This is a genomic window from Verrucomicrobiales bacterium, from assembly GCA_016793885.1.
GTDB lineage: Bacteria > Verrucomicrobiota > Verrucomicrobiia > Limisphaerales > UBA11320 > UBA11320.
Genome location: JAEUHE010000022.1, coordinates 1 through 23,598 on the forward strand (window position 1 = coordinate 1; position 23,598 = coordinate 23,598).

12 protein-coding genes are annotated in these 23,598 nt (G+C 57.7%); 10 read left to right on the plus strand and 2 right to left on the minus strand.

Annotated elements, in window-relative coordinates; all coding sequences use genetic code 11:
• Together JNN07_02855 and JNN07_02860 are read left to right on the plus strand one after the other, a co-directional pair.
• A partial coding sequence (locus JNN07_02855; GenBank protein ID MBL9166653.1) for a hypothetical protein occupies positions 1 to 1,861 on the plus strand: 1,861 nt, incomplete at its 5' end.
• Between the two features lie 55 nt (positions 1,862 to 1,916).
• Positions 1,917 to 2,522, plus strand: a complete 606-nt coding sequence (locus JNN07_02860) for a hypothetical protein (protein ID MBL9166654.1) — start codon at positions 1,917 to 1,919, stop codon at positions 2,520 to 2,522.
• Positions 2,523 to 3,217: 695 nt separating this feature from the next.
• Here JNN07_02860 and JNN07_02865 read toward each other — a convergent pair.
• Positions 3,218 to 5,209, minus strand: a complete 1,992-nt coding sequence (locus tag JNN07_02865; GenBank protein ID MBL9166655.1) for a hypothetical protein — start codon at positions 5,207 to 5,209, stop codon at positions 3,218 to 3,220.
• A 1,262-nt stretch (positions 5,210 to 6,471) separates the two neighbouring features.
• Between JNN07_02865 and JNN07_02870 the strand changes: the two genes are divergently transcribed.
• Both JNN07_02870 and JNN07_02875 read left to right on the plus strand, forming a co-directional pair.
• A complete protein-coding gene (locus JNN07_02870) occupies positions 6,472 to 7,206 on the plus strand; it encodes a DNA alkylation repair protein (GenBank protein MBL9166656.1) in 735 nt (244 codons plus the stop codon).
• Positions 7,207 to 7,327: 121 nt separating this feature from the next.
• Positions 7,328 to 7,693, plus strand: a complete 366-nt coding sequence (locus JNN07_02875; GenBank protein MBL9166657.1) for a hypothetical protein — start codon at positions 7,328 to 7,330, stop codon at positions 7,691 to 7,693.
• A 58-nt stretch (positions 7,694 to 7,751) separates the two neighbouring features.
• Here the strand turns inward: JNN07_02875 and JNN07_02880 are convergent, their stop codons facing one another.
• Positions 7,752 to 9,494 (minus strand): Ig-like domain-containing protein, encoded by a 1,743-nt coding sequence (locus JNN07_02880; GenBank protein ID MBL9166658.1) that lies wholly within the window; start codon positions 9,492 to 9,494, stop codon positions 7,752 to 7,754.
• 277 nt (positions 9,495 to 9,771) lie between these two features.
• Here JNN07_02880 and JNN07_02885 point away from each other — a divergent pair, with 277 nt between their 5' ends.
• From JNN07_02885 to JNN07_02910, 6 genes are all read left to right on the plus strand, one after another.
• Entirely contained in the window at positions 9,772 to 10,578 is an 807-nt protein-coding gene (locus tag JNN07_02885; GenBank protein MBL9166659.1) for an SGNH/GDSL hydrolase family protein, read from the plus strand.
• Between the two features lie 523 nt (positions 10,579 to 11,101).
• Entirely contained in the window at positions 11,102 to 17,863 is a 6,762-nt protein-coding gene (locus JNN07_02890; GenBank protein MBL9166660.1) for a carbohydrate-binding protein, read from the plus strand.
• A gap of 368 nt (positions 17,864 to 18,231) precedes the next feature.
• The gene (locus tag JNN07_02895) at positions 18,232 to 19,251 is read left to right on the plus strand and encodes a hypothetical protein (protein MBL9166661.1); all 1,020 of its coding nucleotides are present in this window, start codon (positions 18,232 to 18,234) and stop codon (positions 19,249 to 19,251) included.
• Between the two features lie 5 nt (positions 19,252 to 19,256).
• Positions 19,257 to 20,276, plus strand: coding sequence for an ATP-grasp domain-containing protein (locus tag JNN07_02900; protein ID MBL9166662.1), 1,020 nt, complete (start codon positions 19,257 to 19,259; stop codon positions 20,274 to 20,276).
• A 460-nt stretch (positions 20,277 to 20,736) separates the two neighbouring features.
• A complete protein-coding gene (locus tag JNN07_02905; protein MBL9166663.1) occupies positions 20,737 to 22,038 on the plus strand; it encodes a PRC-barrel domain-containing protein in 1,302 nt (433 codons plus the stop codon).
• A gap of 151 nt (positions 22,039 to 22,189) precedes the next feature.
• Positions 22,190 to 23,458: a hypothetical protein gene (locus JNN07_02910; GenBank protein MBL9166664.1), complete on the plus strand. Its 1,269-nt coding sequence runs from the start codon at positions 22,190 to 22,192 to the stop codon at positions 23,456 to 23,458.
• Positions 23,459 to 23,598: the final 140 nt, after the last annotated feature.

Here is a 23,598-nt window from a genome sequence, read left to right on the forward strand (position 1 = left end):
GGTGGACTGGTCGGTGGAACATCCGAACCCAGACGAGTTCACCTTAGATTTTGCCCAAGGCAATGGTGTGATGGTGCGCGTCGGATACGTTTGGATGACGGACGGTACCCAGCATACGGCCATTTGGTTTTCTAGGGACGGTTCTCGATGGACCCTGTCGGACGCTGGACGGAGTCATGTGTCTGGAGTCGAGCATGTCGCCTTCGGCAATGGGCGATTTGTGGTCCCCTATGAGGTGCGCACTTCCCAGGGCCTGGGTGGCTGCTTGGTGAGCACGGATGGGGAGCATTGGGTCCAGAGTCAACCGGTTGACCCCCCGATTGAACGTGTTCGCTTGCTTCACTTCAGCGAAGGGAGGTTTACGGCTGGTTTTGGAGGGAAGGTGCTTTATGAGAGCGAAGATGGCCTTCGCTGGAGGCGGCTTTCCGGACCGGCTCTGCAAACAACTCCCATCGGCCTGGCGAGATCCGGTTCCATTTGGGTTGCGGTTGGACCGTCGGCGGCCATCTTGTGGTCCAAGGATGATGGTGCATCATGGTCTTCTGCGGTACACCCCGAAGCTCGTTCGTTGAGCGACGTGGCTGCGGCCGAGGGAGTCTTTGTCGCCGTCGGGGAGGGCGGTAAGATCCTCACTTCCACTGATGGCGCCACCTGGACGTCTCGAGACAGCGGGATTGTAGCACCACTGGACCGCGTTCAGCATGAGCGGGGAGTGTGGTGGGTGTTTGGGGCCAAGGGACTCGTCCTCACCTCAGCGGACGCTCTCACCTGGAACATTTTATCCTCGCCCGCTCCTGGTCTTTTCAGTGTCGCGGGTGGTGAGAAGGGCTTCGTGGCGGTCGGGCCCGATGTCAGGGGATATTCGCCCGATGGACTAAAATGGCAGTTCGAGCCGGCTACCAACTTACGCTCGGTTGCTTACGGCAATGGCATCTTCGTCTGCAATTCGGATCGCCTCCTGGTCTCAAGCAACGGGCTGGATTGGGTCGACGTGGACATCGGACTGAAGTTGCTTCATGGTCGAGTGTTGTTTGGCCAGGATGAGTTCCTGCTCGTGACTCAAAGGGGCCCGTTTAATACAGCGTTTACCTCCAAGGACGGGTTTCACTGGGAGGAACGATATCGGTTTGAGACCTGGGTCTTGAATGATGTCATCGCCGTTGGAGGACGTTACTTCGCAAGCGACGAGATTTTGCAGAGGGCAGGCTTTCTCGATGAACTCCCTTGGACTACAGCCGGAAGTCTTGACCCATTCTCACGTGAAGCTTTCTCAGCTATCGCTTCCGTCCACAATAAGGTGCTGTTTTTTTCGGAAGAGGGTTGCTTCGGTTACTCCCCGATCGCTGATTGCAGCAATAGGGGAAATTTTTTAGGTGTTCCTGTGATTCAGGATGCTATGACGGTTGGACGAGACATTTTTCTTATCGGAGATGGGCACGGTTACATGAATTCAGGGCTACTTCCGCAGCTCTGGAGACTGGATGTGGACGAGTTGGGTTTCGCGGTCGACACCATGCCTCCCGTGACGCGATCTATACGGAGTGTTGCCAGTGACGGACGTTCTGCAGTTGTGGCCGTCGGGGATGGCCTGGTGATGCATCACCGCTTGGGAGATGATTTTCTGGATACACCCAAACTTAATATCTACAGTGACACCGTCGGCACCATCGGCATCTCTTTCTATCATAGCCCTGGGTTTATCTACACCCTTCAATATTCGACGGACCTTGACGACTGGGAACTCGAACCGCACTCGCCTGAAGGTGTCAGGTTTTGTGCCTTCGATTTCGTGGGAGGCATGACGAAATGGAAGCTACCCGCGTTTCTAGGGACCAAATTTTTGCGCCTGCTGGTGGAGTGAGATTACGACAAACTCGAGGCGTCGTTCTACATAACCTTGTAAAAATCGGATGCTTATGGAGATACCTATCACTCAAATCACGAAGTCCTTTCGGGAGTTCTATCCTGAAGCGGTCCTTCGCAATAAAGTCCATTACGCCTTCGCGCATCAGTTTCTGCCCGGTTACGTCTGGCAGAATCCGTTTGCGTGGTTCTCCTATCTGCTGAATGAGGAGATGCCCGGTGGAAAGGATGAGCCGACTGATTTTATCCAACGGCGATGGTCGGCGATTTTCGAGACTCGTTACCAATTGGTGCGGCCTCATCCGAACCCGCTTGCGGAGGGAATGACCTTTCGGCGAGTGAGCGATTTGGCCATGTCGATGGAGTTCGTCGGCGGGCGACACTGTGCTTTGGTGTCGATGCCCACCCCCGAGGAATCCCCGCAGGCCTACTTTGTAGCAGTGGTCCAGACCAGCGGTGGAAATGATCCTAAAGCGTGGACGCAAGGTTCAGTTGCCGCTCGGATTTTCACTTTGGAACTCGCCCAGGATGGCAATCCTAACAATGCGGCTCTTGGAGAATGGGTCAGGGAAGGGAAGCATGCGTTGATAGGTTTTGGTGTTAAGGCGACGCGCGAGGACGTTCTGAGAGCGATAGCCGGCGTATTGGATCGTGGCTAGAGGCGAAAGATGCTGCCGACATCGCCAATCCACGGCCATGCGTTCAGCGGGGGATATAAGTCGATTGTCGTGTACGGCTTAGGCACCGTTGAACCTCAACCAGTTTGTGATTTTGTATATTCCAATCCGGCAAAGGCGAAACTTTTTACGAGCAAGCAACCGCTCCGGACGTTCACCTGAATTGGCTGGCCGCTGTATCTTTTAGCTCCCTTCAAACGCCCCCGTTGGTTGTGAGTGAAGGGATGGCTCGGGGAGCATGGGATCCCGAAAGGCATTACTGCCGGACGCCGAAAACTGGAGTGCCTGGACGGCGATCAGTTTTGCACGGAATTGCTAGCTGACATGACGTAACCACAGGCAGCTTACTGAGGGTGGTGATGATGCAAGCCCCCGACCTTCGGGATCTCATTTACCCCTTCCACAACAAGGCGACTCCAATGGCCGTGGGATAGGACTGTCGTGGGAAAGCGATCTATGAGTGTGTAATGACAATTGGTTTTCCACAGCGAGTAGTGCTCGAAAATTCGAACGAACTTAAGCGGTGACTTCATGCGACGCCTCCATACCGGCTCGCGCCACTATCCGCCAGGGGCTCGCTAAATCAGCGCTTACGCGACAATTAGTATTTGGTAACCGAGAACCGGGTCCTGCGCGGGCAGATCAAAGGCCCGCTCCAACTCGAACCGGCACACTGGTTAGGGAACTTGAGCCCGGTAGAATCTCCATCCATTTGTCGTAGAGGCTTCATCGGCAATCCGAACCGTGGCGTTGGAGGTTCGGAGTGTGGTGATCGTCGACCAGCTGACCAGGTTTGTGGAGGACTCTACCTGGACCAAGAGATTCGACGACGCATTGAGCAAGAGATGGAACTCAGTTCCGGTAGTGGGGAGAAGGATTCTCTCTAAGCTCAACTGGAGCATGAAGGAACTGGGAGACGTGCAACGCACGGTATTCGTGATCGATCGGTTCCCATCCTGGTCAACCGAGTATGCTCGTATCGTGTTGGTTCCGGCACTCAGAAGTGCGGTCGAGCTCCAGTTGGTGTACTGGTTCGTGGACGCCGCCAGCTGCCATGGGCCACTGCCGTTCTGCACATAAACCATAGCCACCTTGAAGTTGTCTGTGGTTGTGCCCTTAACCGTGGCTATAGCGTTGGAGAAGCGCTGATTTGCGGTAGGCAGTTGAATGCTGAGTGTGGGTTTGGTGATGTCCTTGAAGTTTGCGACTAGGGTTAGGTTGGATTGCATTAGGAACTTGAGCGTGTTGGCGTTGCTCACGTGCCCTTCAGTAAAGTTGGTCGAGATAACCCAATTGGTAAAAGCGAACCCCCCGACGCCGTTGGCCGTTACGCTATAGAGTTTTCCGATTTGGAGCAGGGCGTTGCTGTAGTTCGGAGTTAAGGAACCACGCCCTATGCTTTGTATTCGCAGGAAATCGCTCGGTACGTATGTGAATCGGACCAATCCCGTCGTGGAGTGGTTTCCTGATGGATCCTCAGAATACGCACGCAGCGAGTTCGTTCCCGGGGAGAGTAATAGTTCTGAAGTCCACTGAGTAAACGTGTTAGTAGAGGAAGCCGCCTTCCATCCCTGCCCGTTGAGGTCCAACCACACTTTAGAAACCTGGCTGTTGTCCGAGGAGCTTCCGATGGCTATCGCTACAGCGTTGCTGACTATCTGGTTCTGCTTTGGCTGTGTTATGGTGATGAGGGGCTTGCCAACGTCAGTGAAGTTAGCAGAGAGAGAATATCCCACCTCCATGGTAAAAACGATGGTGGCTGCATTGGTGTTGCGACTCCCAGTCCAGCCTGAAAAGGCATAGCCCGGACCGGGCGTCGCAGTCATGCTGTAGGTTTTTCCGAACTCGAGCAGTTTTCCGTCGTGATTAGGAGAGATTGCTCCCTTGCCAGTGATCTGGACGGCCATGGGGGCGGTAACTATGTAGACAAGCGAACGGCTTGGAATCGTCGAAGTGTTGTTACTCACGTCTTTCGCATAGGCTTCTATGAGGTTGCTGCCTGGATTCAATACGGCATCTGCGGACCAACTCGCCCATTGGTCCAACGTAGAGGCAGGGGACCAATCGGAACCATTTACCCTGTAAAAGACCGCATCGACTTGGTCGTTGTCCGCGGCTCGACCTTCAACGCGGAACACTGAATTGCTCCAGCGTTGTCCTGCCGTGGGAGCTATGAAGGTCAGAGTCGGGGGAACTTCATCTGGAATGGTAAACTCTCCAAGTTGGAAGGAACCCGAAGCGGTTCTCAGGGCGTAACCACCGTGTCGTGAGCCGAAGAATCCGACATAAATATCGGCTGTCCCTATTAGCGAATCAGAGATTCGCATTCGAGCGGTACTGCGGTTTACCAAGGTGTAAGAGTAAGTCCCCGCGCTGTCGGGAATCCCGATTTCACCTTGGATCCGGTAACGATTTCCCGTGGAAGGGATTAAAAAGCGGAAATTGCCTGCGGAGGAGAACGGCGAAATACCATCTTGGATCGCACAAGAAATGGTAAGCCCAGAAAGCGAACCAAGGGCGTTGACGCTTGCTCCTAGAAACTCGCCGGTTTGGTTGAGGCCCGGAAAGGATATCGAATCAAAAGAATAGAGCCCTGAGTTCGATGTTAGAAAATCCACGGTTATTTCTCCCCGGCCAACTTGGGAGCTGACCAGGTCAATTGTGGCCATAGATCCGCTTGCACGACTGTAGGAGTAAGTGCCTTGAAAATCGGGTATACCGTAGATTCCAATGGCCTGATACGTGTTCCCGCTGTTTGCAGGAAGCAGCAGGAAATAGCCTGATGTCCCGAGCGGTGGGGTACCGCTGTTAATGTCGATGAGGAACCCGTCGCCGGCAATGGAAGCTGGTGGGGTCTGAGCCTGTAGGCCTAAACAAAGTAAGAGGGGGAGAAGAAACGGCAACAAAGCCATCACGCGGTTGGTATTTCGTCGAGACCGGAGAACGTCCAAGATCACGCACAAATGGTAATGGTCACGTCCAGATGGATTTTTCCTCATCAAGTGATGACTCTAGAGAAACGCTGTGCGGATGGAAGCTGAATCAGCAAAAGAAATCCGCGCTGCCTCACCTTCGTTGAGTTGTTGGTGTAGACTCAGGCAGCTTGCCGGAGGCACGGATGATGTGTGAGCGAATGGAAAAAAGCAGACTAAGCCTGCCCGGGCGGCGCTCTGTTTCTCTCACCAGCCCTGCCACAAGGCAAGCTTGGCAGCACTGTTCTTTGGATTAGTGACCAACGCTTAACCGCAAAACGCGACAAAGTATCAGACAATATCAGACAGTCCGGCTTCGCTAACCGTCGTTTATCTTCTTGGTTTCAAAATTGGGATGCCGAAGCAAGTCGCTGATTTCGAGCTGCTAAGCGGATTTTTGCGAAATCATCCGAAAGCCGCTAACGGATTCGTAAACCGTAGGTCAAGGGTTCAATCCCCTTCTTTGGCTCCATTTTTTGCATCCGCTGCAAAAAATGCCACGCCATAGCTCCTCCGAGGAGCGACGGCGGGCGGGCAGCCTGAGCGGTTTGGGCCTGGCCACGCAACTTTCGGTCGGCACGACGCGTGTGGTGATTTCCGGGTGAGGCTTGTAAAGGCTACGTCACCAAGGTAGGGAGAAACTCTGTTGAGCCCACCAGGGCTCCAGGCTCAGCTGCACAGGGAAGGTTGCCCCCCGATGAGGGCCTCTCAACGTAGGTTATCCCTGTCCGCTTCTCGCCGCGGCTCCTTCAACCCTTTCGAACGTTTGGCATTCAGGGGCTCAACAGAGTTTCGCCCTACCTCGTCACGCGGAGCGCAACCTGAGGCTCACCCACGTCTAATCACACCCCTGCACGGCTGGGGATCCCCTTTGCCATTCTATTTCTCCCTGGGAACGCGTAGCTTCTCCCAAGCCGTCCAGAACCAGTATTACCTTCTGCGACCTAAACCCGAATCGAATGAGAGCTGCCTCGCCACCCAATCCCCTGACATCCCTACGGCGGGAACTGCACGCGCTGGGCAATCCGGTGCGAGCTGCAAGCTCGAGCCGGTTTTTTAAGACGGGGCCGGGCGAATACGGCGAGGGTGATCAGTTTCTGGGGTTAAGTGTGCCGCAGGTCCGCGCACTTCTTCCTGCGACCGACGCCCTCAGCGAGCCCGACCTGCTCTCCTTGCTGTGCTCGGAGTGGCACGAGGAGCGATTGCTTGCTCTCTTCATCCTGGTGCGCCGTTTCGGCAAAATGAAGCGAGACGAGGCTGGTCAGAAACACCTTGTCGATCTTTACCTGGCCAACACGCGATGGATCAACAACTGGGATCTCGTGGACACCAGCGCACCGCACATCCTCGGTGTCTGGCTACTTCAGCGGGACCGACGGGTTTTGAAACGGCTGGCCGCCTCGTCGAGCCTTTGGGAACAACGCATCGCGGTGCTGGCGACCCAGACGTTCATTCGTGAGGGCGATTTTAACGACACCCTCCAGCTGTGCGAAACCTTTCTGGGGCACCGGCATGACCTCATGCACAAGGCTTGCGGTTGGATGCTGCGCGAGATCGGGAAGCGCGAGCTATCCGTCCTTCGAACCTTCCTGAATTCCCATGCTCCACGAATGCCGCGCACCATGCTGCGCTACGCCATTGAGAAGCTTTCCGAGAAAGAGCGGCGGCATTACCTATCATCGACCTCGAAATGACGACTCAGTCTTTGACAACCCTTCCGTCCTATCTCGCCCTCCTAGGGAATGAAATATGAGTCGGCTTCCGCTGAAGACCTTAGATTAGAATGAGGAGATGTAACTCCGAGTCCCTCACTTGATGAAACCCCGCACGCTCAAGCCGCTTAGACCGAAGGTTCAACAGGAGCATCACCACAACGTCTATGTGGTGTTGCTGGATTCGGCGGCGGGTCGGATCCGAAAGATTCGTGCCGACAACCCGCATCGCGATCCCAAGATGCCCTGTGTCTACGTCGGGATGACCGGCTTGTTGCCGGACGAACGGTTTGCCAATCACAAGGCGGGAATCAAAGCGGCGTGGGTCGTGACGCGTTACGGTGTCCGACTGCTGCCGGAACTTTACGATCATTTAAATCCGATGCCGTTTGAAGCAGCGGTGCAAATGGAGATGGATCTAGCGGAGGATCTTCGTCGGCTCGGCTACACTGTCGCCGGCGGACATTGACTTCCAGAACAGACCGAGCTGTCCGCGCGACCGATTTTGCCGCCCGGGCGGCGGAGGCTTATCTGCCTACGCCGATGAAGTTACCGACGGCCTTATAGAACGCGGGGAGTTGCCCGACGGCGGTGGCATCTTCATAGGTGGCTGTCCCGATAGCGCTCATGGTGATTGTTCCGACTTGCGCCCAGGCCGTTCCCGGCAACGAGGAGGATCGCAAGATGGCGTAGGATTGTCCGGCGGTTCCGGAGAGGGTCAGTTCGGGATGGCCGTTGGGCAAGAGACGATACGTGAGGAAGGTCGCGGGAAGCACGGTCGGGGTGCCGCTGCCGGTGGCCTTCAACGGAAATGTCGTCGCCCGACTGACGGAACCGAAGCCGCTCATTTTCGGAACATCGTTGGTCGACAGGTAGAAGTTATACCCAAATTGCAAGGTCGCGCTGTAGCTGAAGCCAGCTTTGAAGTAATTCGCCGGAATCACGACTGAGGTGTCGGTCGGCGCGAGCGCACGGGGGACGCAGAAGTTGGGCGCTTGGAAAACGAGACTACCGAACGAATCGACGATAATGACGCTGATGAACGCCCCCGGCCGTTGCGGCGTGAACGCGTTCCACCGCAAAATGAAGTTCTGTGCGGGGTCAATTGTCTGCGCCTCTGCGAAATTAGAGATGGTGGGAATGCTCGCCGGCGCGGCGGGCATGTTCATGGTGACGGTCGATTCCATGGCGGCGCCTCCCACCTGTTCCTGAGTCAGGCGCATCTGGTATTGACCGGGCGGATAGCTCGTATCCAAAAGCGCTTCGGTGGTCGGAGTGGCGGCAAAAGTGAAGCCGATCCCAAAGAGGTTGGAAAGCGTCAGAGTGTTGCCTCCCGGAGGCGTCACCGAAGCGGAAAGCACTTTGCCCGAGGCACCGACATTCAATGGCGGGCTAGTGGCAAAAGCCTGGAACGCCGCCGGGGCATCTCCGGTGGGGATGACGCGATCCGCTGCGATTTGGGTATGCCCTATGTTTTTGTTAATGGTGTAGTACCCAGCCGTAACATTCGTTCCACCGCAGGTTTCGTTGGTGTTCGCACCCGAATTGAGGGCAATTCGATAGCTGCCGCCGATCCTGACCAACGGCGTTCCGACGGCACTGGTCAGAGGTGCTCTGGTGCCCGCCGGGTTGAGTGTCCAACTCACGGTGGTGCCCGGGAGGCTCACGGTGAGGGGGGAAAAGGTGAGCGATCGCTTGTCGGCACTCCAGACGCCCGACGACATGGGGACGGTGGACGGTTTGAACTCATAGTTGCCGATCAGGATGGGCGCCAAACTAGCCGTCAATACCACGTTGGTATCCATTTCGAGATCGAACAAGAAGGTGATGGGACTGGTCGGAGGGACGTTGGTCGCTCCTACCGCGGGTGTGACCGACACCAACGTTGGAGCCGGGCCATTCACAGAAAGGGCGGCGGTTCTGAAATTTCCGGAAACGGTGGCTAGCGGGGTTTTGGTGTCGCTGGCCAGGGGCGGAAACAATGTTCCGCCGGGAGGGTTCAAGGTCCATTCGATCAGCGTATCGGGCGGGAAAGGCTGCGTGCCCTTGATCGTGAGCGTTCGTTTGCCGGTTCCCCACGTCCCCGTAAAAAACGCGTTAGCGAGCTTGATCTCAAAGTTGCCGATCAAGGCGGGCCGAACACTGCCGATTGGCACCACGCCCAGTGTGTCCATATCCCTGTCGAAGACAAACACGAGGTCGCTGTTCGTCGAGACACCTGTTGCTCCGTTCGCTGGAGTGACCGTGAGGATAGTTGGCGCTTGTGCCATCGCGCCTTGGGCGCACGCGAGGAGCAACAGTTGAAGCAATCCAATCCACCCTGGGGAGAATCTTTTGATGAACGACATAAGGCATGAGGATGCTGGCGGATGTGAGGGGATTTTGCAACCTTCTTGCAGAGTTTTTGGAGACTTTAGCCTGGGTGACGATTCCCTTTCAGGCCCCCCTGAAAGAATCACACACCGTGGCTTCGGTCGGCGAATTCCAGCTTTGACCCTAGGCTCCGGAGAGGGCAGAATGCAGTCCTTAAGCCACCTCGATCCGCGCATGAAACAAAGCCTCCTGATCTCTCTTTTGCTGACACTAACGCTGGGCCACCTGGCCCTGGGTGCCGTCGCGGGATCCGGCCCCGAGCCGACCGAACTGAAGGTCAAGGAAGCGATCGGAAACAGCTCCACCCCAGCTGCTCCTAGCGGCAAAAAGGCTTCGGTTCCTGCGCCCGCGTGGGCGGGCACGCCTGATCCCTCGTTGCCGAACGTGTTGATCCTGGGTGACTCGATCTCGATCGGATACACGCTGCAAGTGAGGAGCCTGATCCAGGGTAAAGCCAACGTGTTCCGTCCGTTGACACCCAACGGCAGCAATCCCGCCAACTGCGAGGGCACGACACTCGGAGTCCTCAAGTTGGACGAGTGGCTCAAGGGACAAAAGTGGCATGTCATCTATTTCAACTGGGGGCTGCACGACCTGAAGCGGGTAAAAGTCCCAGGGTCAGGCCAGAACTCCAGCGATCCGGCGGACCCACCGCAAGCGGATCTCGAGGCCTACCGTCGCAACCTGCAGGCCATGATCCCGAAACTCAAGGCCACCGGTGCGAAGCTGATCTTCGCGACCACGACGCCGGTGGCGCCCGGGACGACCAATCCCTTCCGTGACCCCTCGGATCCGCCACGCTACAACGCGGCCGCGATATCCTTAATGCAAAGCGAAGGCGTGCGGGTCCATGATTTGTTCGCTCAGTGCGAACCGCTGCTGAGCAAGCTGCAGCAGCCCAAGAACGTGCATTTCACCCCGTCAGGCAGCCAGTTCCTCGCCGAGCGCGTGGCGGCAGTCATCGCAGAGGAATTGCGATGACCGCCTTAGCTTTTGCCCCTGGCGGAGCTGGGAGCTGGTTGTTCGCATTCACTGGTGGCAAATCGCCCGCCGGTCCTCGCCCGGGTGTTAATTGAAGAGGGGTAGAAGGGGGGTGAGTTCGCGACGGACTCGGTGGCCGTATCTCGGGCTTGCAGCCCTCAGCGTGTGCGGGTTGACGCAACCTGGGGTTGTCACCCCAGGCTGAGATGAGGTTGGGCCGGTGGCCCGCGGGCTCCAACTCCAGTGATGACTCCCGTAGGAATCTGGGACTAGGGTCTTGGGCTGGGTTTGGTATTGGGACGGCGGCTCGTCGCCCTGGAGCACCAACGGTGCGTGCTATCCCAGCCTGGGGTGAACAACCCCAGGTACGCATCCCCTCCCATCAAGGGCTGAAAGCCCGGCATAAGGGCACCGAGTCCGTTGCGACTCCACCTCTATCTTCACCCGCCCCTTTTCCGGGACCTCCGGAACCTGCTTGCCTTGCCAGCTGATCCGGTTAGTATCTGCTCTAATCAGAGTTGTTATGAATCCCCGCTCATTCTTGGAGGCCTTGCGCTCACTGCTGTCAAAATCTCTACGTCCTATTCTCTTGGCGGCGTGTCTGGTGGGGCTGCTCGGTGAGCCGGTCCTGGCCCAACAGGTGCCTCCGATTGTGATCCCGATCACGAAGGAGCGCGTCCGCTACTACAACATCTCCGAAGACGGTTCCCGCATTAGCTGCGGGATCGTACTGTATGGTTCCTTTCCGGTCTACAAGGGACGTACCAACATTTCCGATTACCGCACCTTTATCCCCGGCGTTCAGAACCCGGGCGCCTGGCGCTTGCATGCCGACAACCGCTTCCGTTTCACCGCCTGGTTTAATGGCAGCGACTCTCCGGCCTGGGCTAACCCCGAATGCAACCACACCATCGGCGAGGGTCTGCCTGAGTGGTACGCCGAGTATCAACCGAAGCCGCCGAAAGCTAACTTCACTTCAACGGCTAGCGGGTCGGAACCGGGTGTGTGGGAATTCCTGTCCACCTCCACAGATCCGGAGGATCAACCGCTGATCGAGGAATGGAAGTTCGGCGATGGATCGGATGGCTTTGGGCACAAGGAAATTCACCGCTACACCAAACCGGGGAGCTTTGCCGTCTCGCTCACCGCCACGGACCCCGACGGGCTGACGAATCGCGCGACGCGCAATATCACCGTTCCGGCTCCGAAGCCGGTCGTATCGGTTCGCTTGTTCAACAAGCATTCCCGCAACCGTGTTGAGCTGGGCGAGACCTTTAGGGTGAGTGTGACGGTGCAATCAACTGCCGAAGGGGTGGGGAGGCTGTCGGATCTCGCCTTTTCAGGTCCGGCGCTTTCGATTCCGGACATTTTCACGATCGTCAGCGCGCCCTCGGAGACGCCCATCGGCACGTTAGCGCCGGGCGATCCACCGCGGGAGTTCAACTGGACTTTGACAGCGACCAAGGCAGGGCAGTTCGCTCTCACGGCTCCGAGCGTGCTGGGCAAGGACGACAGTGGTCGTTCGGTGTTTGGGTTCGGCGACACGGAGCAGGGGGAGGTGACCTCGTTGATCGTGGGCATTGAGCAGCGGCCTGCGCGGGTGCAGTTGGGCGCCGACAACAACAATGACGGGAAAACCAACGAACTCGACCTGCGGTTGGAATTGGTCGTCGGCATTACGAACGTCTCCAAGCAAGAGGTGACGGAGGTGAAGGCGGTGGTCGTGAATGATCACCCGATCCGGCTGACGAGTCTGGCGCGAGATCTCAACATATGGATAACGCCGACCGGGGTTCCTACCGGCGATTTCGGCACGATCGCGCCCGGCGTCGCCAACGCAGTGCTTCGCACGAATGTCTATGTGGCCTCCGACCGGTCCTATGCTGAAGCATCCATCCTGGTGCAGGGAAAAGTGGGGGACGCCGGCGTGCAGGCTCGCGGGGAAGGCCTTGTGAACGTGGGGGGGGAAACGTTGCTGGAGGCACGCTTTGACATCGAAGACCGTCCCTACAAAGCGGGACAGGTCGTACGTGTTTTCGGTTCGCTCAAGAATGTTTCCAAGTTCGTTACCAGGCAGGGAGAGGTTCTGGACGAGGGCAAAATGATTGGCGTGGTTGTTTATCCTTCAACGGATGGCAATGGCACCGGGGGGTATCTCGTCAAAAAGGGATTTGGTGGGCGCACACCCGACAGTCCAACCGAATTCATGCTCGCGCCAGATGAGGAAGTTGAAGTTTCCGCAATTCTGCCTACGGCGGAAGTTGCTGAGGCGTCCACCCTCGCTGTGAACTATGCGGTGCACGCGTACATCCATGGAGAAGATCCGAAACCCAGGCGAGCGGACCCCACCACCATCAAAGTCGTTGAACAGGATGGGTGGTCCGCTCGACACGCCATCTCCCTGGCGGGGGTTCCGGAGATCCACGATCCGTGGTTGGTCTGTCCCACCGATCTATCGTTTGGTGGTTTCGTTTCGTGCCGCTTCTACGAAGGCCTGGGAAATCTAGGCGGGGGCCTGGCGGACGTGGGAATGCTCACAGCGTCGGGCATTCGCGAACTTGCCGTGGCCCGATGGCGGTTGTTCGGTTGGAAGGCGTGGGCCACGAGAGAAGCCATCAAGGCACTTCTTGGAGACGAAGCGGCCCTTGCCCGTTTGGAGACGGAACTCTTGCTCGATCTCCAGGCGCTTCAGGAGGTCGGCGTCGAGTCGCTGCAAGGAATTCAGTTAGCTGCCGGATCGATTGGTCCTGCGATTGAAAGAAACCTCATGTTCACCTTGGAGACGGTAACATCCGGAGACTTGAAAGCGATTGCGGGGGGCATGGCGCGGATTACCGGTGAGAACATAGACATGCCTCTGGAGGCGCTGGTGGCGGCTCGCTCCGCACGAAAGGCCATGTTGATGTCGGAAGCTGCCGAGAGCGCCGCCAAAGCGGCCCTGAAAGCGTCGATCAAGAAGAAGGGCGACAATCTAGCTGCCGCGGTCGATGACTTCGCCTCGCGAGGAAACATCGAGGACTTGCCCACGAGCGATGTGCTCCCGACCGGGATCGACACGCTCCCACATCCCCGGATCTGGCGGGATGGCTACGGTGCTCTGAGAAGAGAGATAGATGCGTTTCTAAAGATTGCCGAGGAAGAGGGAGTTCTCATGGCGTTCCGTTCGCGATCGCCAGCCGCGGCAGCCTTGATCGATGCCGGTAAGGCCTTGCTCAAGCCTCACGGTGTTTCCATCAAGACCGTGGGTGACTTGGATGTCCGATTTCTTGGCTACCCGAAGAAGTATGAAGGTTTGTGCGCGCTTGTTTCCCCGCCCATTCCGTGGACTCCCAGGGGATTTGATCGGGACCTGGCGGTGGAAAAGTACCTGGATCGTATCCCGGAATTGAACGGGCCCGGCCCTGACTCGATAGATCTCCGGGCGCAAGTGCGCGAGCGGCTTCATTTCCAAATGGACGAGTGGCCCAAACAGGTGAAGAACTTCAGAAAGTATAAGAATGACGGCGTCAACGTGGATTTCTACGGAGAAAAGAACGGTTTGGGTTTTGACGACATTCCCAACGAGAACCGGAACCGGGCAGCCAAGCTGACTCGTGAAGAACTACCCCCGGCGTTCGAAGGGGAACCGCCGCGCTACGGGTACCTTCTTGAGATGGAAGATGCTTACAAGTCGGGTCGGTTCTTGCCGATTGGAGGCGACATCGACTTCCTCGGCATGTTCAAGCTGGATGGGAGCCTGCCCGATCTCCCAACTCGGATCCGGATCTATCAAAAGATGCGGGCTGCCGGGATGCAGCACGGGGAATCATTCACGTTCTACCTAAAGGATTTGCGGGATAAGTTTCTGCGCTGCTGTTCTCCGCCGCCGTTGGGAGAAAACGAGAAAATGCTAACGGCCACGCCCAACGGACAACTGCTCACGACTCAGTTTAAGGATGAATTGTCGGTCATTGAAGGAGGTGCGAATGCTGCGCTGAAGGTGGGGGATGGCGAGTTCGCCTACCTTGAAGGAGTGATTTCCGAAGTCTCCAGCGCCGCGCGTCCCGGGACGCCGGTTCTTCCAACTTCGGCGGTGATCACCTACCAAGGGCCCCCGATCGTTGCTGTCGCCACGGTGGCTAGGATGGTCGACGATCTGGATGCCGTCGTTGATCGCCGTGATGGGCGACTGGTGCGCGTAGGACCGGATGGCCAGCCCGAGATCTACGTGCCTCCTTCCGGTCAAACGCAGACCATACAACCTCAAGGACTGCCTATGGGTGCAGGCATGCAAGTGCTCCCCAGTGCTGGGCCACGCCTGCAGGATGTCGAGGTGGATGCGGCTCTGGAGGCCGATCTGGCCAGCCTGATTGCTGCCGGTTATGTCAACACTCGGGAAATGACGCCGGAAGGAGGACAGGGAGGACAATGGTGGCCCGTTTCGGCGGCCGAGATTCGGTCAGAGGAACCCGGAGCCGGATTCAAAATTGCGCCATACACCTACATCACGCAGGACCTGCGGGCAGGATCGACAGTCCTCCCCGTGGTTAGCCCGCAACAGCTCGGAGTGACCAACGGTTTGCCGTTCTTCGCAGTAGGCGACCGGATCGTGCTCGATCCGGGCGGCGTTGACGAAGAGTTTGCCACCATCGCGAGCGTGTACCCGCTAACCCTAAGCCGTCCTCTCTCTTCCCCTAAGCTGATCGGGACAATGGTTCTGTTTCTCGATGGGGTTGATGATGCTGGAGCCTTGGGTGGCGAGTTGCCTGCTCGTCAGAATTTGCTCGTCTGGCTTCGGGCAGATGCCGGGCTGAGCCTGACCAACGGTACCAACGTCATCTCTTGGACCGACCAATCTCCGAACCAATTTGTCTTTAGTGCTCCCTCGGTCGCCACACAGCCGACCTGGGTGGCCGACTCCACTTCCGGCGTTCCAGCGATCCGCTTCAACAGTTCGAGCACCCCGCGGCTCCATGGTAACCTTGGTCGCACACTCACCAACGCCACGATCTTCACGGTCGCCCGCTACCTCAACAACAGCAATGGCGACCGCTACATCTATGCCTTTGGCACGATCAACTTCTCGGGACTGATGATGACCCTGGCCCGTGAGGGCGGGGATGACATTTACCACTATGACGGAGCCGCTCAGCGAATTGGACAGAACGCGGTTCCCGGCACCGGGCTTCGCGTCTTCTCGCAGGTCTATGGCGAAAAGGGTCCTGATCACCACCGTTTGGCGGTGGATGGCCGCACGGTGATCGAATCCCGCACCACGGTGGGCCGCGCGTATTCGGCCGCCGCCACCAACGTCGTGCTCGGCAAGTACGTGACTGCAACCTATGGCTTCACCGGAGATCTCGTAGAATGGATCGTCTATGACCGAGTGCTTACGGTGCAGGAGCGATTGGAAGTGGAAACCTATCTGCGGCAACGAGCCGGACTCAGTCCGGTTGTACCGCCCGGCAGTATCGATTTTGCTGGCTCTGAAGTCATCCAGTATGACTCGTCGTCCGACACGAATACTGCGTGGGTGTTGGATCAGGCCAACCGTCATCTCCGTCAGACGGGGGCGGGTGATCCGGCGATTGCGCTTTCCGAAGTCGAAAACTCGGATCAGATCATCCACACCAAGCTCACTGCCACCTCCGGCTCAGGTGCCATAGGCGTCGTTTTTGGCTATCAGGGCCGGGGCCAGTTCCACCTGCTGGACTGGCGGCAGACGTCGGACACTCGTTTTGACTGGGGCACGGCGCCCGCCGGGATGCGGTTGCGCAGTTTTCACCTGCCCGAAAGTGAGGATCCGACTGGGGCCGATTTCTGGTCCGGTGTGGATCCCGATCGGGTCACGACCTGGCGAACCAGCGCGCTACCCTGGGTGGCCGGACGCGAGTATGACGTGATACTGCGTCTGGGGGCCGATCAAACCGTCATCGAGGTGAAGTTTGGCATGACCACTCTCGTGTCGTGGGTTTTGCCAGAATTGAAGAGGGTCACGGGCCGTTTCGGGCATTACGCCCATGCTTCGCCCGAGGCTCGCTTCGGCCCGGTCTTGTTGCCGGGGGCTGATCCCGTCATCACGGACCTCGAACCGAACGCCGACGGCACCTGGACTGTCCGATGGAAGAACGGGCTACCACCCTACGTCATCGAGTCCATCGACGACCTGTCCAACGGCAGCTGGTATCCCGTGGCGCCAGCCACCGTGAACTATTCGCACACCTTTCCGAGTTCGGAACAGGCGGCTATGTTCCGCATCCGGAGCGCCGGAGTGGTGGCGGAAGCGGAGGGCTCGGGACAATCCCAGACCTTCGGCAACGGCGGCAATCTTTGGCCCATCAAGGCCACCGGGACAACCCGCATCGAGGCGGAAAACTTCGATCAAGGTGGCGAAGGCATCGGCTACCACGATACGACGTCACAGAACAGCCTCGGCGCTTACCGGCTCGAGGATGTCGACATCGGCCCCACCGTCGACCTAGGTGATGCCCACGCGGTGGGAAATGTCGTTTCCGGCGAGTGGCTCCACTATACCATCCGGGTTGAGGCTGCCGGCACCTATCGGTTGCGCGCACGGACTTCGCGGGGCAGTTCCGGAAGCCGTACTGCCCGATTCCTTTTCGCCGGCGAGGACAAGACGGGGAACCTGGTGATCCCTGCCACTGGCAACTGGGCCATTTACGCCACGGTGGAGTCGGGTCCGTTTGAACTCGCCGCTGGCGAGCAGGTTCTTCGCGCCGAGTTGGGTAGCGGTGGCTTTGGCCTCAACTGGATCGAAATCGTTCGAGTGGAACCGAGAGGGCGGGCTGCGTTTGGCAATGATGGCAAGCCATGGTCGATCAGTGTTAGCGGGCCAACCCGTATTGAGGCGGAAAATTTCGACGACGCTGGCGAAGGTGTGGCCTTTCACGACACGACTCTGCAGAACAACGGGGGTCTCTACCGCGAGGATGCCGTCGATATTTACGCGACCCTGGACGCGGACGGTGGCCACGGGGTGGGATGGATCGTCGCGGGTGAATGGCTCGAATACACGATCCAGGTCGACTTCCCCGGTGCGTACCGTCTACGTGCGCGCACCGCGCGAGGATCGTCGGGGAACCGGACCATCCGTTTCCTGGTCGGTGGGGAAGACAAAACAGGGAATTTGGTGGTTCCGCGCACCGCCAACTGGAACACCTACGCGACGGTGGAATCTGGAACGTTTGAACTGCCCGCCGGCACCCACGTCCTGCGCGCGGATATGACCAGCGCGGATTTCAACCTGAACTGGATCGAAATCGTTCCGGTGGAGCCGGCGCCGTAACCCTACAACCGGAAATGGACTAACCCCAGATTTCACGGATGGCGCGGATCAAGAAGGGGTCGTGACATTCCTGAGCGGGAGATCGCGGTTACGCTTGCCGCGAGGGGGCCGGCTCGATGTTCGGGGCAACGGGTCACTGGTGACTCCGGCGTTTCTCACTTTGTCGGCCGGGCCCGAACCCGCAGGGTTCAAAGAGATATGGCCGGGGGTGCTCGCACCCCCGGAACCGTCAAAAATACGGAGCATCGCGCAGCGATGCCACCGGCTTCGAAGACTTGCATCATCCGACTCAAGGAACCTAACGAGGCTTCACAGATTGCCCCACATTTAGCTAGATTCCTGGCGAATAACGAACCTAGCCTTGGGGAATGGACCTCCCCGACTGGGTTAACCTCGACGACGAGCAACTGCTCGAGAAGAAGATTTCACAGCTCGGCCTGCAGATCGAAGGCACGGAGCTACAAGCGTTGATTCAGCAGCTCTACGAGGAGCTGTCGGCCAAAGGGCTGACTTTCCATCCGCCTTGCCACCTCGGCGACGAGTGGTTCGTGCCGGTGGGTATTCCCGCCATCTTTATTCCCTTCTTCCTGGCGCATGAGCGGCTGCGAAAGCTGGAGCGGAAACAGATGCTTGAGGTGGAGGGCGAGACGCCGGAATGGTTCATGAAGCTGATGCGGCACGAGGCAGCCCATGCGTATGCCTATGCCTATCAGCTTTACCGGAAAAAGCGGTGGCAGCGCACCTTTGGGCTGACCTCATTTGAGGAAACCCCACAGTTCTATCGGCCGCGTCCCTACAGCCGGTCCTACGTCGTCCATCTCGATGATTGGTATGCGCAGAGCCATCCCGACGAGGATTTTGCCGAAACCTTCGCCGTCTGGCTGACCCCCGGGCTGAACTGGCGCGAACGTTACAAGGGCTGGAAGGCGCTTGCGAAACTCGAATACCTCGACGAGCTGATGCATTCCATTGAAAGCCAGCCACCGGTCCATCGGCCGGAATACCGTGTGGCCGACCACCATTGCTTGAACGTCAAGCTCAAGACCTACTACGCCGCCAAGCGGAAGCTATTCGAAGACTCGTATCCCGACTTTTACGACAACGATCTGAAGCAGCTCTTCTCCGTCGGACCCGAGATCGCCCAACGGGTCAAGGCCTCCGTTTGGCTGCGTCAGGAGCGTCGCTCGCTGATGGACTCGATCTGTCGGTGGACCAACGAGAACCGCTACGCCGTCAGCAAGCTGCTCACGCGCCTGATCGAGCGATGCGATCAGCTCGGGTTGCATGTGCATCCGGAGGGGCAGCAGCACAGCCTGCAGGTTTCCGCCTACATCACCACGTTGGTGATGAATCATCTCTTCACGGGAAAGTTTAAACGCACCAAATAAACTGCGTGAAAAAGAAACTCAAAATTCTTGCGCTCTTCGATGCCATCGCCCCCACGGTGCTCGATCAGGACCTCAGCGCTGAGCTCAAGACCGACGACTGGAAAACCGAGGCTAACGTGCTGGCAGCGCTGCAGGCGCTCGGGCATTCCGTAGAGTATCTCGCTCTGTTCGATGAGCTGGATCTGCTGCGCCAGAAGCTGGGCACTTTCAAGCCCGACGTGATCTTCAACCTGGCCGATCAGTTCAAAAACAACCGGTCCTTCGACCAGAACATCGTCTCCTTCCTGGAGATGCAGGGGGCACCCTTCACCGGCTGCGGCTCCACCGGCCTCACCCTCTGCAAACACAAGGGCATCTCGAAAAAGATTCTGAGCTATCACCGCATTCACGTTCCCGAGTTCTGCATCATCCCCCGCGGGAAGCGCATCGCCCGGCCCAAGCGGCTGAGATTTCCGATCTTGGTGAAGCCGTTGAAGGAAGAGGCATCGATAGGCATCGCCCAGGCCTCCTTCGTCGAGACCGACGATCAATTCAAGGAGCGAGTCCTCTTCATCCACGACAAGCATTTGGCCGACGTGATTGCGGAGGAATACATCGAAGGGCGCGAGCTCTATGTCAGCATTCTGGGAAACCATCGACTGACTGCGCTGCCGATTCGCGAGTTGATTTTCAAGCAGGTGCCGCCCGACGAGCCCAAGATCGCGACTTACCGGGCTAAATGGGATGAGGAATACCGGAAGCGGTGGGGCTTGGAGAACCAGTTCCCAGAGGGGCTCGACCCGGCCGTTGCTGCCACTATCGGCCAGGTGTGCAAACGCATCTATCGTTTGTTGACCATTGACGGGTATGCACGGCTCGACCTCCGACTCACTTCGGCCAACGAGATTTATTTTATCGAGGCCAACCCCAACCCGATCCTCGCCGCGGATGAAGATTTCGCCCAGTCGGCGCTCAAGGCGGGCTTTACTTACCCAGAACTGCTCGAGCAGATCGTGCGCCTGGGACTTCGGGCCACCCGCGGCTGACCCCCATCGGACCGATCCTCCTCTTATCAGAACCCTAGAAGAGGCCGCTGACTACGAGAACGCCGCAAGTGCGCAGGTCTTTCTCCAATGCTCGACTCCGTCACGTTGATTTTGCGCCTCGCTAATCAGCCGGGAGAAATCCACCGCTTTGGGGAGAAAAGATTCGAGAGGCAGCGAGCTTAGAAGCACCCACAAGAGGCGCTTTCCCTCAATGCCCAGCTCTAGAATCTCCAACGCTTCAACTCGCCCGAGCAACTGGCCGTCCGCGTCGGCGAGTTGGAGTTTTAAGCGTGAGCGGCATGCTCCGTGGGCTCAGCATCCGGAGTACACCTTATAGCACGCCCAGGGAGGGAGACTTACGTTGCAGGTCATCGAGCACTGTGCTCTTCACACGAATTAAACTCTGTTACACCCCACAAAAATGAAACGGGAACTGCAATTTATTATTAGCGCTTCAGCTGTGTCCATCTTGACCCTCACCGGGTTTGCTCAGGACACACCGTCGTCGCGAACTGACACTACGAACTTCAACCGCGATCGAACGCCTGACACCCGGCGAGCGGATCAACTCCATGGGGCCGTCAAGGCTAGCGAGGTCATGGGAATGGCGATTAACAACTATCAGAACAAGAAGTTGGGCAAGGTCGAGGAACTCGCCATCGACGTTGAATCCGGGCGTATCGTCCAAGTGATTCTTTCCACCGGAGGATTCCTCGGCATCGGGGACAGGCTGACCGCGGTTCCCCCGGGCGCTCTGCACTACGACCGGACCAATAAAGTGCTTCATCTGGATGCGGATTCAGAGAAGCTCAAGGGCGCGCCCAAATTTGAAAATGAACAGTGGGCTGAGTACTCCGGCTCCAATCACCTGTCTTCCGTGTACGGTCACTTTGGCCAGGGGGACGCGTTTAATTATATCAACAATGTTGATGCTAGCCAAAAGGACGGTCGTGAAGCGGAGGTTCAGCGGAGCACTGACGTCCCCGCCACTCGTGACGCAGTGCGCAACGTGGATGGCTCGGCGGACGTTGCTCAAAACCGGTTGACGAATGACAGTTGGGAGACAGGTCGCAAGGCCAGGGAGCGCCAGTCCATGATTCCCATGTCCCGCTTGGGCCACATTCAGAAAGCCAGCAAAATCATAGGAACCACGGTGAAAAACCATCAGGATGAGAGTCTCGGGAAGGTGGATAACATGTTGGTGGATGTGCAATCGGGTCGCATCGTAGCCGTCGTAGTCTCCTCCGGTGGATTTCTGGGAATGGGCGATGTACTGAGCGCCATCCCCCCAACCGCGCTACGGTTCAACAGCCAACGCGACACACTGCAGATTGACACGACCAAAGAATTGTTGAGCAGCGCGCCGCACTTCAAATCGACGGAATGGCCGGACTTCAACCGCCCCGGGTATTCAGACAGCGTTTATCGCGCATACAAGGTGGAGCCCTATTTCACCACGAACTCCCCGGCGGAGCCCGACAACACTGCGCGAAATGTAAGAGATAGAAACGACCGAACCTTGACCCCGCTGGACCAGGGTAACAGCCAGGCAGACACGGACATCACGGCACAGATTCGCAAGGGCATTCTCGCCGGGGGTGACATGTCGGTGAACGCCAAGAATGTCAAAGTCATTACCAACCAGGGCAAGGTTACTTTACGCGGTCCCGTCGACAGTCTCGAAGAGAAGCGCATGATCGCGGACATCGCCAATTCCATCGCGCGTTCGGCAAACGTAGACAATCAACTCGAGGTTCGATAATTCGTTATTCTGAAAACCATCAACAGCTCGTGGAGGGTTGATTTAGGTTTGTGCCCCCAGAAGGCCCCGCCTGGAGTGGGTTCGTACGACTCACTCCAGGCAACCTTCTATTCACCCCCAAGCGAGCACCCGCTCACTTAAGTTGATGATCATGATGCTGCTGGCCGTATTCCTCACGCTGGTGGTGACTCTCCTCTGCACCATTCTCCTGATAAACTTGCGAGCTAGTGAGAAGCACATTCGCTACGAGTTGAAGCATCAATTTGGGGTGACCGACCCGAGATTTGTCCGGAACATGAATCATTTGCTGGGTCTGGGGATCCTTCATGGAAATCGCATCAAGGCCTTGCAGAACGGAGACGAGATTTTCCCAGCGATGCTGGCGGCGATTCACGGAGCGAGCCAGACCATCACCTTCGAGACGTACATCTATTGGTCGGGAGCCATTGGCAAAGCATTTTCGGAGGCTCTGTGCGCCCGCGCCAAGGCCGGCGTCTCCGTCCATGTTTTGCTGGACTGGGTTGGAACTGGCAGGATGGAAACTCGATACCTCGACGACCTCAAGTCCGCTGGGGTGGAAGTGGAACGCTATCATCCATTGCATTGGTACACGGTGACGCGCATCAACAACCGTACCCACCGTAAGCTGCTCGTGGTCGACGGACGCATCGGTTTCACGGGCGGCGTTGGCATCGCCGATCTGTGGGCTGGGCATGCCCAGTCCGAGAACCATTGGCGCGACTCTCATTACCAGGTGGAGGGCCCGGCAGTGGCTCAAATGCAGGCGGCCTTCTCCGACAATTGGATTAAGACCCGAGCGAAGGTGCTTTTTGGGAACGGCTATTTTCCGGAATTGAAACCGGTCGGCCACTCACTGGCGCAGGCATTCAAAAGTTCTCGCGGGGAGGGGAGTGAGAGCGTGCGTTTGATGTATCTCTTGTCTATCGCTTCCGCCATGAGCACCATCCGGTTACAGGCGGCTTACTTTGTTCCGGACGACCTGGCCATCGAGACTTTTATCAGCGCGCGTGAACGTGGTGTGAGGATCGAAATTATCGTCCCCGGACCGCACGCCGACGCGCCCCTTGTTCAGGGCGCCTCGCGCTCCCTATGGGGTGCGTTGATGGATGCCGGGATCGAGATCTACGAGTACCAGGCCACGATGTATCACTGCAAGGTCATCATCGTCGATGATGTCTGGGTCTCGGTGGGGTCAACCAACTTTGACGACCGATCCTTCCGGCTGAACGACGAGGCGAACCTGAACATTTATGACGCCGCATTCGCAGCGGAACAGGTGAGGGAGTTCGAGAAGGACAAAAGTGTCTCACGTCTGATGACTCGCGCGGAGTTCAAGAAACGGTCCGCCCTCGGGAGAGCATTCGACATGGTTGCGTGCTGTTTGAGGAGGCAGCTTTAGACCGTCAATCCATCGACGAGAGCAGATGCTACAAGCTGCGGCAGCCAAAAAACGTTCACTTCAGCCCGTCAGGCAGCCAGTCCCTCGCCGATCGGCGGGCGGCTGTCATCGCGGACGAGTTGCCATAAATCCGCCCTAGG